Genomic DNA, 12,036 nt, shown 5'->3' with positions numbered 1-12,036 from the left:
TTCGGCTGGGGCGCCTGCTTCCGCCGCTTGGCTCGCGACTACGAACGGCTGGCCCTCACCCTGCCGCAGTTCCATTTCCTGGCCTGCGTCACACTCCTGCTGGCAAAAGGCGTTTTTCTCCCCACCAGTCCATCACAGGCTCTAGGCAGCGTAGGCGTACAGCCCACGCCGTATCTCACGCGCACGTACTATGCCCCGGCCGATGCCAGCGTAATTACCGATGGCTGGCACTTCCCTGGATGCGGCCAACTACGGCGGTGGTTTCGTGCGGTCGTCGGTACAGGGCAACCCGTTAATCAGGCCGGAGCGCAAAACCGAGCTGGAAGGCGGCCTGGATCTGCGGTTTCTGCAAGACCGGCTTACATTCAGCGCCACGGCCTACACCAACCGTACCACTGGCGCTATCCTGACAGTACCGGTGGCGCCAACCACTGGTTTCTCGGCCACCAGCGCTAATGCCGCCGAAATCAAGAACCGTGGCCTGGAGCTAAGCCTTTCAACCGACATCATCAAGCAGCAAAATGGCTTTGTGTGGAGTGTGGCCCCCAACTTTTCGCTAAACCGCAATGAGGTGGTGAGCTTGTCGGGGGCGGAATCTATTTTCTTGACGGGTTTCACGGGCACTTCGTCGCGGGCGGTGCAGGGCCAGCAGCTGGGAGCCTTGTGGGGCACCCGCTGGGCCCGTCAGGCTGAAACGGGTGGCTACGTTCTCGACACCAATGGCTTCCCGACTCTGGCTGAAACCGAAGGCGTAATTGGCGACCCTAATCCGCGGTGGCGCGGCGGCCTCGGCACCACCTTAACCTACAAAGGCATCAGCCTGAACGTGCTCTTCGACCACGTCAACAACCTCGACGTGTGGAACGGCACGAAGGGTGCGCTCTATTCGTACGGCACTTCCCGCGACACTGAAACGGAAACCACCATTCCCGCCGACCAGGCCGCTACGCTGCGCTTATGGAACAGCCAGACCGTAGCCCAACGCTATCAGCCTGGCCCCGACGGCACGTATACCATCCGGGGTTCCATAGCCGATTTCGGTGGGGGCCCAGTGGTGCTCGACGAGCAGTGGTACCGCAACGGCCTCGGCAACGGTTTCACTGGGCCAGCCGAACAATTTGTGGAGCACATCAGCTACACGCGTCTGCGCGAAATCACCCTAACGTACTCGCTGGCTACGGCCTGGTTCAAGGAGCGAACCAAGTTTCAGTCGGTGGATTTGTCGCTGACGGGGCGCAACCTGGCCTTGTAGACCGACTACACCGGCGTAGACCCGGAAACCAACCTGACGGGCGTGTCGAACGGCCGCGGCCTCGACTACTTCAACAACCCGAGCACCCGGTCGCTGATCTTCTCGATCCGCTTCAACTACTAACTCTTTCGTCTGCGATCCTATGAAAATAACTGCCCGCTACTTTTTGCCGGCTGCCCTTGGGGCAGCGCTTGGCAGCTGCGACAAGCTAATTGAAGGCTACGATGTCAATCCCAATGCCGCCCAGGATGCCCCCGCCGACCAACAGCTAACCGCCGTTCAGGTGTCGGAAGGCTTTGTGCTGAGCGGCGAAATGGCTCGCATGGCCGGCATCTGGTCTGACTACTTCACTGGTAGTGACCGCCAATACGAAGGGTTGCAAAACTACACCACCGTGGCCGGCGACTACGACAACATGTGGACCAGCACCTACACGCTGGTACTCACCAACGCCCGTATCGTATCGGATAAGGCGGCGCTGGTGCAGAACTACCAGCTGCAAGGCATTGCGCAGGTGCTGGAAGCGCAGATGATTGGTACGGCCACGTCGCTGTGGGGCGATATTCCTTACTCGCAAGCCTTCCAGCCGGGCGTGCCTCCGGTCTTCGACCGGCAAACCGATGTTTACAACAGTGTTCAAACCTTGCTCAGCACGGCCATCACCAATCTTGGTCGCAACGGCGTGAACCCGGAAGAGCGGGACATTTATTTCCAAGGCAACCTCGCCCGCTGGACGGCCGTAGCGCACTCGCTGAAGGCCCGCTACTTTCTGCACACCAAGAATTACGCGCAAGCCGCTACGGAAGCCCGGCTCGGCATTGCCAGCCCGGCCGGCGACCTGCTCATGCCCTACGGTGGCACCGTGAGCACCACCGCCAACCCGTATTACGACTTCGTAGAAATCAACCGCACCGGTTACTTGTCGGCAACCGGTGCCTATGCTGTAGGCTTATTACAAGGCCAACATAGCAATGCTCTCACCAATGAGTCGGCGCGCTTCCAGTACTTCTATACTTCGAGTGGCTCCTCTGGAGCCGCAGACCTGAACACCAGTACCGGTGTCTTTGCCTCGGACGCTGATTTTCCGCTGATAACCTACGTAGAAACTCAAGCTATTCTGGCCGAAGCGCTGGCCCGCGCCAACGACCTGAATGGCTCGCTCACGGCCCTCAACGCGGTGCGTACCACCAACTCAGACACCATTAGCAGTCCGTACCGGGCAGGCTTCACAAAAGTCAGGGGCAAAACACAAACTGCCTATCAACCTTACACCCTGGCCAACTTCGCAGCAGGCGGGGTGCTGAATACTGGCCAGTCGCAGCAGAACGCGTTGTTGCGGGAAATTCTAACCGAAAAATATCTGAGCTTGGTTGGGCAGATCGAGCCGTTCAATGACGTTCGGCGCACTGGCAATATCATCGGCGTGCCCAAAAAGCGAACCGATGCCCCATCTATTCCGCAGCGCTATCTGATTGCGCAAAACGAGGTCAATGCGAATCCTAATGTGCCGACTCCTATTCCGCCACTCTATGAACCTACTGAGGTAAACCGATAGAGCGTGTTCTTCGTTGCTAGTTCATACCAAAAAGCCCTGGTCAGTTGGCCTTGTCCTTACCCAAAACTTGAACGCCCTTCCGGCCATATGGCTGGAAGGGCGTTTTTGCACGCTTGCCTATCCAGTTTGCCGCTTTTCAGATGGGGTCAGCCAGTAGAAAAGGGCCTTAGTGTTACCTGTGGAAGGCAGAAAAAGATTTGGGTAAGGACAAGGTCAGTTGGCCAGGGCTTTTTTGCTGAAAAGGGTTGCCTTAACCCGTAAAGCACGTAAGCCCTAAAGTGCTTCCCGCTCTTTAGCTTAGGGTGAAAAGCGTTTTAGCACGCCAAAACGAGCAGAATACCCGAGCACGACCTAAACCACCTAACTCCGCGCTACTTTTGCTCTTTGTTTGAATTCCCACCCATTGCCTTACCGATATGAATGTAGGAGATAGAGTACGCCTCTTAACCGGCCGCGAGCAGGGCATCATCACCCGCATGCTCAGCGACGAACTGGTAGAAGTGGCCATTGATAATGATTTCACGATTCCGGTACTGCGCCGCGAAGTAGTAGTGGTGGCCGCCGACGAGCAGAAGGCTTTCGGAACGATGTCGCAAGGCCCCGTGGCCCCGCGCGACGTGGCGAAAGCAGCCAAAGCGGCGAAGTCCAACAAAGCTGCCCAGCCGGCAATGTCCCAGCCAACGGCACCAGCTGCCGGTAGCGCCCAGCAGCCTACCCCGCCCAAAGCTACTGTACCCCAGCCCGCGCCCAAAGGCTTGTACCTGGCTCTAAGTCATCAGTCGCCGGAGCTGCTGTCGGTGCACGTCATCAACAACACCGACACCGATGTGCTATTCACCTACGGCGAAGAACGGCGCGAGCAGTACCGCGGCCTAACGTCAGATAAGCTCGGGCCCAAGGCCGTAAGTGCCGCGCTCGGTCATTTCCACCTCAAGGATTTCGACCAGTGGCCGGCTGTGGTAGTACAACTGCTCCCCCATCAGGTAAACGGCACCACGGCCTACGAGCTGATCACCAAACGCACACAATTCCGGGCCGGCAGCTTCTACACCAGCCGCCGCGAAGCCCCCGTGCTTAAGCAGGAAGCCTACCTGTTCCAACTCGACGAAAAGCCGGCCGCTCCCGTTGTTATTGCCCCCGAGAAGCTTGCTGAAACTCTGAAGGCGCAGCTTACAGGCAATGCCCCGGCCAAACCCGCCGCCGTAGCTCCGGCCCCGGAACCAGCCAAAGCCCTTGTGCCCCCACCCCACGAGGTAGACCTGCACCTGGAGGCGCTGCAGCCGGAAGGCGCGCAGGACCTTTCCAACACTGCCATTCTGAAGCTGCAAATCGAAGCTTTCGAGGATACTTTGAGCCGGGCCCTGGCCACCAACATGCACGAAATCGTGTTCATCCACGGCTCGGGCAGCGGCACACTTCGCAAGGAGATTCACAAGCTACTCAGCCGCAACAAGGACATCAAATTCTTCGAAGACTCCCGCAAAGAAAAGTTCGGCTACGGCGCCACGCTAGTCCGGCTGAAATAAGACTTGCTGGAGACCTTGCCCCCTGGCCCCCTTCGCCGCTTAATGCCCGGAACAGAAGAGAGGGAGCCAGGGGGTGAGGTCCCCCGCCAGAATAATACCCCATGTACGACATTATCGGCGACATTCACGGCCACGCTTCGGAGTTGCAGCAGTTGCTCACGAAACTTGGCTATACACTGCAACAGGGCCTATACCGACACCCGACGCGGCAGGTGATTTTCGTGGGTGACTTTGTGGACCGGGGGCCGCAAATTCGGGAGACGTCGGAGATAGTGCGCTCGATGGTAGACGGCGGCGCGGCGCTGGCCGTGATGGGCAACCACGAGTACAATGCCATCTGCTTTCACGAAAAGCATCCGCAGGGCGGGCACTTACGGCCGCACATTCCGCGCAACATTTTTCAGCACGAAAAGACGCTGCGAGAATTCAGCAGCCGGGAAGGTTGGGAGTTGTGGCAGGACTATATCGAGTGGTTCAAGACGCTGCCGCTGTTTCTGGAGCTGCCGGGCCTGCGCATAGTCCACGCCTGTTGGGACCCGCGCCACATCCAGTATCTGCGCCAGCACCTCCCCGACGCCCGCCTCACCCCCGACTTCCTGCTGCGTAGCGCCCAACGCGGTACGCCCGAGTACCACGCCGTTGAAGACACACTTAAAGGCAAAGAAGTGGACTTACCTCTTGGCACTTCCTTCCACGACAAAGACGGTAACACGCGTACCAAAATGCGCACCCGCTGGTGGCGCAATCCGCAGGGCAGCACTTATCAAGAGTACTTCCTGGAGCCCATTGAAGCCCTTAATTCGCTGCCCGTAGACCAAGAGGTATTAACCGATATTTGGCACTACCAGGACGATATACCTGTGTTCTTCGGCCATTACTGGCTACGCGGTACGCCGCAGCTTCTAGGCCCGCACGCCGTCTGCCTCGACTACAGCGTAGCCAAAGGCGGCGAGTTGGTAGCCTACCGCTGGAATGGCGAGCAGGAATTAACAGCAGCGGGCCTGGTGAGCGTATGAAGGCCTGTTGTTCCGACCAACGGGAGAAATCTGAATAAAGCTGTTGAACGACTTAACTTGGATACCTTCCGCTGGTCGGAATGACAGCCGTGCAGCCCCGGCGGCAAGTCTGGTTACTTTGCGGAAACTCTTTGCAGCATGAAATTACCCGTTACCCTTCTGGCCGTTCTGGCTCTGACTACTATTCTGCGTAGCTCAGGCCAGCAGCTTCCGGTTCCGCTGAACTTGCAGGCCACCTATGCCAAAGGTACCCGCGCCGCTACGGGCGCACCGGGGCCGAAATACTGGCAAAATGCTGCCGAGTACGACATCAACGTCAGCTTCAACCCCGTTACGCGGCGGGTGGCGGGCACCGTAGACATTGCGTATCAGAATGCCAGCCCCGATTCACTCCGGCAGTTGCAGTTCAAGCTCTATCCCAACTTGTACCAGAAAGGGGCGCCCCGAGCCAGTAGCATCAGTCCCAAAGACATCGGCGAGGGTGTGCAAATCGAGGCGCTGAGCTTGGCCGGGCAGGCGCAGGATGTAAGTAAGCTGCGGATTCAAGCCACTAATATGCCCGTGAAGCTGCCGAAAACTCTGGCGCCCGGCGGCAGCCTAAAAGTGCGCGTGGCCTACTCCTACATTCTCAACAAAGGCTCACACACGCGCACCGGTGAGGTAGAGCCAGGGGCTGATTTTGTGGCTTATTTCTTTCCGCGCATTGCCGTTTACGACGACATCGACGGCTGGAATACCATCGAGTACAACGGCTCCCAAGAGTTCTACAACGACTTCTGCACCTTCCGGGCGGCCATTACGGTGCCCCGTTATTTCGTGGTATGGGCCACCGGCGACCTGAAAAATCCCACCCAAGTACTTTCCCCAAAATACGTCCAGCGTATTCAGCAAGCCGAATTGCAGGACGGCATCACTTCCATCATCGGCCCCGACGATTTAAAGCGGCAGGACATCACCGCCGCCAACCCCCAAAACACTTGGCGCTTCGAGGCGCAGGACGTGACGGATTTCGTGTTTGCCACCGCCGACCATTACGTGTGGCAGGCCAGCAGCTTGGCAGTAGACCCCACCACCAAGCGCCGCACCCGCGTCGATGCTGCTTACAACCCCAAGCACAAGGATTTCGAGGAAGTGGTGCAGTTCAACCGCCAAACCGTGGAGGCCATGAGCTACACCTTCCCGAAGTGGCCCTTCCCCTACTCCCACGAAACCGTGTTCGATGGCCTCGACCAGATGGAGTATCCCATGATGGTGAACGACAACCCCGTAGCCACCCGCGACGACGCCATCACCCTCACCGACCATGAGGTCTTCCACACCATGTTCCCGTTCTACATGGGCACCAACGAAACCAAGTACGGCTGGATGGACGAAGGGTGGGCCACCATCGGCGAGTGGCTAATTTCTGCTTTAATCAAGCCAGGCTTTGCCGATGACTACGGCATTGAGCCCTACGCCCGCGGCTCCGGCCAGGAGTTTGACGTGCCCATCACCACGCTTAGCACCCTGCAAAACGGCGGCGCGTTTTTCCTGAACTCTTACCCCAAGCCAGCCCTTGGCTATCTCTACGTCAAGGATTTACTTGGCGACGCCCTGTTCACGAAAGCCCTGCACACCTACATCCAGAACTGGCACGGCAAGCACCCCATGCCTTATGACTTCTTCAACTCCATGAACACTGGCGCCGGCCAAAACCTGAACTGGTTCTGGCAGCGCTGGTTTTTCGACGACGGCTACCCCGACCTCGCCCTAATCAGCGTCACCAAGTCAGGCCCCGGCTACGATATTTTGGTTACCACTAAAGGCACCAAGCCCGTTCCTATCGATTTGACGGTCACGTTTGCGGACGGTACCACCGAGAAAATTCACCGCACCGTTGCCGTCTGGCAGTCCGGCAATACCACCGTAACCGTGCCAGTGCCCACCAAAAGAACTATGACGAAAGTGGTGCTAGGCAGTACCTACGTACCCGAGAAGAACAAAGCGGATAACGTTTTTGAGGTGAAATAAGCTGTTCGGGTAAAAGACAAAGGGCAATACGCTGCCGTTGTAGTGCTATTGTCATGCTGAGCGCAGCGGAGCGCAGTCGAAGCATCTCGCTCGCATCGTTGCCTCATCATTGATTCTACCACACGAGCGAGATGCTTCGACTGCGCCTCCGGCTTCGCTCAGCATGACGGTTACCATTATAACGGCAGCACGCCAGATGCTTCAATTCCCGCTGCGCCTGCGCAGATGCCAGATAAAGCATAACTGTTTTTCGGAGCAGCAAAAAGCCCGATTAGATAGCCTTCTTCCAGCACTGTTTTGCCATTTTCTGAAAAATATTTCCAGCTTTAGGCAACTTCCATGATATATCATACATCTATCATTTAGTAAACCGATTTATGCATATGCTTTCCAATATCATCTTCTATTCGCTCGACAAAGCAATTCGTCAATACCGCAAGCTGGCGCAGGCGAATATTGACCGAGCAGGCATTGCCATTACCATTGACCAGTGGTTGGTGCTGCGCGTGATTCAGGAGCACGACGACCTTACGCAGACCGACATAGCCGAGCGAGTTTTAAAAGACCAAGCCTCAGTGGCCCGCATGATAAGCTTGCTGCTGAAAGCCGGTTTGCTAGCCGCCGAACCCCTCCTCCACGACGGCCGCCGCAGCCGCCTGCGGGTATCGGAAGAAGGCTTACGAACTTTGGATGCGGTGCAGCCCGTGGTACTCAACAACCGTCTTATTGCCCTGGACGGTCTTTCAGAAGAAGATTTGGCGCTAATGCGCCCGATGCTTGAACGCATTTATAGTAATTGTGTGGCGGCCTCTCAAACTGCAGCCACAGCAGCTCCAGTCATCACTCTGGAAGCCTCGGAACAGCATAGCTCCTAGAATGAATTCCTTTTCAGCAATAAAATATATAGCCCGACTTGCATCTACGAAATGTTTCGTATTTATTTGTACGAATAGTTTCGTAGTACACACTCAGTAATCTACCCGCCCCTCCAACCGCTGCCTCTGGAGCAGCAGTTCCGGACCCGCTACCCTTCCTTGTTCGAGTTTTAGCTCTACTGTCACCAACGTGTTCAGCAAGCATTTTGCGCCCTTTACTGCCGGCTCCTTCTTTAACGCGCTTAACCCTGTATTCCAATAACATAGCCTACACTTCTGACCCATGAAAACACTTTCTTTCCTGTGGCTACGGCTGCACATGTCCTTCGGAATCTTTTCTTTGGTTGGGTTTCTTTCTGCTTCTATGGCCAGCGCGCAGAGCACTGCTGCGGTAACTGGTGCGGTGCAGGAAGCCTCGGGCCAACCGGTAGCATTTGCCACCCTCACGCTGCACCGAGCCGCCGATTCGATGGTCGTAAAATCAGAGTTCAGCGACGATAAAGGCGGTTTCCGGTTGGCGCCAGTAGCAGCGGGCCGGTACTTGGTGCTGGCCTCGCAGGTGGGATTTGTGCGGCGCTGGAGCGCGCCGTTTGAAGTGGCCGGTGCGGAGGTGAAGCTGCCTACGCTCACGCTGCAAGCCAGCGGCGCCACCAATCTGAAAGAAGTGACCGTAGTAGGCCAGAAACCGATGTTCGAGCGCCTCGCCGATCGTACCATTGTCAACGTGGAAGGCAGCACGCTGGCCGCCGGAGCTAGTTCGCTGGAAGTGCTCGGCCGCTCGCCGGGCGTCACGGTGGACGGCAACGATAATCTGGCTCTGAAAGGCCGTCAGGGTGTGATGGTACTCATCGATGGCAAGCGCCAGCCCATGACCGGTTCCGAGCTAGCAGATTACCTGCGCGCCCTCCCCGCCGACCAGGTGAAAAGCATTGAACTGATTACCAACCCGCCGGCCAAGTATGAGGCCCAAGGCAGCGCCGGCATCATTGCTATCAACCTCAAGAAAGACCAACGCCAGGGCAGCAATGGCACCGCCAATGCCAGCTATGGCCTCGGCCGCTACGGCAACGGCAAATACATTGCGGGCTTGTCGGCCAATCACCGCCAGAAAAAGGCGAATCTGTTTGGCAGCTACTCCTACGGCGACCGGGAGAACTTCGGGGCTCTTACCATCAACCGCGACTTTTTCAGCTACCCCGACCAGCAGAAGCAGTTTGAAGGCAGCACCCTGCAAGAAAACTTCAGCCGCAGCCTCAGCCGCTCCCACACCTGGAAAGCGGGTCTCGACTACAACCTCGGCGAAAATACGGTAGTGGGCGGCACCGTCAATGGGCAGCAGTACAACACCGTGCAGGACGGCACCAACAACTCCGAGCAGCTCAACGCCTTGGGCGGCCCCCAAAGCCGCTACCGCTCCACCAACGACCAGACCTTTACCACCTCCAACGTGGCTGCCAACCTTAATCTGCGCCACACCTTCGCCACCGACTCGGCCGGTGCGCGCGAACTAACCGCCGACGCCGATTACGCCCACTATGACCGCCGCCGCCTGCAACAGCTCAATACGCTGTACTTTTTTCCCAAAGACTCCACCGATTTCCTGGACGGCAATCAGCAGGGCGCGCTAACTATTCAATCGGTAAAGGCCGATTACACGCACCCCATCAGCAAGCAGCTACGCCTGGAGGCGGGCGGCAAGGTAAGTTGGGTGCACTCCGACAATGATGTGCTGTTCCGGGTGCCGGGGCCTGATGGTATTGGGCTGGTGCGCGACCCACGCCGCTCCAACATTTTCATTTATGATGAGAACATCAACGCGGGCTATGTTAACGTGAACTACACGATGCCCGGCTGGACGCTGCAAGGCGGCCTCCGCGGCGAGCAAACCAACGTGACGGGTCGCCCTGAAAACCCGGAGGAGGGCTTCGACCGCAACTACTTCCAGTTTTTCCCAAGCGCCGCTCTCAAGCGCACCTTCACCGACAAGCACGAAACGTCGTTGTCGTTGAGCCGGCGCATCGACCGGCCCTCGTATGGACAGCTCAACCCGTTCCGCTCCTACATTGATGCGACCACCTACGGCGCGGGCAACCCCAACCTGCGCCCCCAAACCAGCTACAATTTCGAGCTGACACACACCTACAAGCAGAAATACAGCCTTGGTGTGAGCTACAGCATTACCTCCGACCCCATCATTGGCACCGTGCAACCCGCGCCGGACGGAGGCCGGGCCGTGGTGTCAACCAGCCAAAACCTAGGGCAGCAGCAATACGTGGCCCTCACGCTGAACGCCCCGCTGGAAATAGCCAAATGGTGGACCATGAACAACAACGTAGTGCTATACTACAACCACTTCACCGGCAACCTCGCCGGCACCAACCTGAACGCGGGCAAGGCCGCCTACAACGTCAATTCCAACAGTTCCTTCCCGCTCGGCAAAGGCTGGACGATAGATTTGACCGGTAGCTATCAGTCGCCGGAGGTGTACGGGTTCTTCCGGTTGCGGCCCCAAGGGCAGGTAGCCGCGGGCATCCAGAAATCGGCTTGGGAGCGGAAAGCCACCTTCAAGCTCAACATCACCGATATTTTTTACACCGGCGTCACGCGGGCCACGTCCACCTACAACAACTATGTCGAGCGTTTCTACCAGCGCGGCGACTCACGCGTAGCCACCTTCTCTTTCTCCTACCGCTTCGGCAACGAGAAAGCAGCGCCCACCCGCCGCCGCCAAGGCGGCGCCGAAGACGAGAAACGCCGCGCCGGCTAGAATGGAACTGTCATTCCGACGCAGGAGGAATCTGAGTTATTTATTCCTACTATTTTACTCAGATTCCTCCTGCGTCGGAATGACAGTTCATCTTTACTCCATTTCGAAATGATTCACGTAGAGGAAGTTGTATCTTACCTCCTCCACAACTTCTACCGCCATGCGTAAGCTGAATCTACGTGCCTCGCTGCTCGCCAGCCTCCTAGGTGTTGCTATTAGCTCTAAAGCGCAGGGAATTCCTCGGCTATCTGATCAGCAGTCATCCTATAGTATCGGGGAGAAAACGGTTTGGGCAGGTAAAATTATCACCAATGCTCCCTGCGGAGTATGCTCTTTGTCAAAGAATCCGCCTTCATATGTTGTGGATGGAGTGCCTGTGTCAGAAGAGAGATTTAGAACATTGGCACCAGAGCAGATTCAGAAAATTGACATCGTAAAAGACAGCAAGGCCAGTGCCATGTATGGCCCCCGCGCGCTCAATGGCGCTGTGCTTGTTACTTTGGTTAAGTGAGACGTAAGGCATCATCGTGTTCCTAATTTTTGCTTCTCCTGAACTACCAACTCAGTTCAAGTTACCCATGAAGCGCCACTTCTCTACTTGCCACGAATTGTAGGTATTAACCTACAATTCAAATGAAACAACCAAAAAAACGTTGGGCCTGGACTGCCCGGCAACGCAACCGCATCAGCTATTTCCATGACAACTGGCGCTATAACTCTCCTTCGGGCGAGTTCATCCGCTTGAAATGGAAAACCCACCGCAGCCAAACCCGTGCAGGACTGCACCAGATTCTGCGCGCCGCCGATGAAGCTGCTACTCATTTTCCCTATCAGCACCGCCACAGCGGCTGGTGGAAATGGTCTTAAAACAAAAAGGAACGCTCAGTTGAGCGTTCCTTTTTGTTTTAGATTTGCTGGTCCCGACCTCTGTTCTGGCAATTTATTAGAGCTATTAAAAGAGTAAAGCAAATTGAGTATAGAAAATTGTGCAAAACTAAAGTCGTTATATGTCTTGTATGCTACATTTCTCGGCTA

The 12,036-nt window shown here is 56.7% G+C and carries 9 protein-coding genes; all 9 read left to right on the top strand.

What is annotated here, in order from left to right:
* Positions 1 to 220: 220 nt before the first annotated feature.
* The 9 genes from VF639_RS09640 (at position 221) to VF639_RS09600 (ending at position 11,868) form a co-directional block, all read left to right on the top strand.
* A complete protein-coding gene (locus VF639_RS09640) occupies positions 221 to 1,252 on the top strand; it encodes a hypothetical protein (protein ID WP_331145685.1) in 1,032 nt (343 codons plus the stop codon).
* Positions 1,253 to 1,394: 142 nt separating this feature from the next.
* Positions 1,395 to 2,807 carry a SusD/RagB family nutrient-binding outer membrane lipoprotein gene (locus VF639_RS09635; RefSeq protein WP_331145684.1) on the top strand — a complete coding sequence of 471 codons (1,413 nt, stop codon included), beginning with the start codon at positions 1,395 to 1,397 and terminating at the stop codon, positions 2,805 to 2,807.
* Between the two features lie 416 nt (positions 2,808 to 3,223).
* Positions 3,224 to 4,333, top strand: coding sequence for a Smr/MutS family protein (locus VF639_RS09630; protein ID WP_331145683.1), 1,110 nt, complete (start codon positions 3,224 to 3,226; stop codon positions 4,331 to 4,333).
* Between the two features lie 101 nt (positions 4,334 to 4,434).
* Complete coding sequence (locus tag VF639_RS09625) at positions 4,435 to 5,349, top strand: metallophosphoesterase (protein ID WP_331145682.1); 915 nt, start codon at positions 4,435 to 4,437, stop codon at positions 5,347 to 5,349.
* Between the two features lie 138 nt (positions 5,350 to 5,487).
* Entirely contained in the window at positions 5,488 to 7,359 is a 1,872-nt protein-coding gene (locus VF639_RS09620) for a M1 family metallopeptidase (RefSeq protein WP_331145681.1), read from the top strand.
* A gap of 377 nt (positions 7,360 to 7,736) precedes the next feature.
* Positions 7,737 to 8,234 carry a MarR family winged helix-turn-helix transcriptional regulator gene (locus tag VF639_RS09615; RefSeq protein ID WP_331145680.1) on the top strand — a complete coding sequence of 166 codons (498 nt, stop codon included), beginning with the start codon at positions 7,737 to 7,739 and terminating at the stop codon, positions 8,232 to 8,234.
* A 283-nt stretch (positions 8,235 to 8,517) separates the two neighbouring features.
* Positions 8,518 to 11,001 (top strand): TonB-dependent receptor, encoded by a 2,484-nt coding sequence (locus VF639_RS09610; protein WP_331145679.1) that lies wholly within the window; start codon positions 8,518 to 8,520, stop codon positions 10,999 to 11,001.
* A 160-nt stretch (positions 11,002 to 11,161) separates the two neighbouring features.
* Positions 11,162 to 11,512, top strand: coding sequence for a TonB-dependent receptor plug domain-containing protein (locus tag VF639_RS09605; RefSeq protein ID WP_331145678.1), 351 nt, complete (start codon positions 11,162 to 11,164; stop codon positions 11,510 to 11,512).
* Between the two features lie 122 nt (positions 11,513 to 11,634).
* Positions 11,635 to 11,868 (top strand): hypothetical protein, encoded by a 234-nt coding sequence (locus VF639_RS09600; protein ID WP_331145677.1) that lies wholly within the window; start codon positions 11,635 to 11,637, stop codon positions 11,866 to 11,868.
* The last annotated feature ends 168 nt before the right edge of the window (positions 11,869 to 12,036 follow it).

This window comes from Hymenobacter sp. (assembly GCF_036387835.1).
GTDB lineage: Bacteria > Bacteroidota > Bacteroidia > Cytophagales > Hymenobacteraceae > Hymenobacter.
Note: the sequence above shows the minus strand (reverse complement) of the source record. Positions and strands in the feature narration are given on the sequence as shown.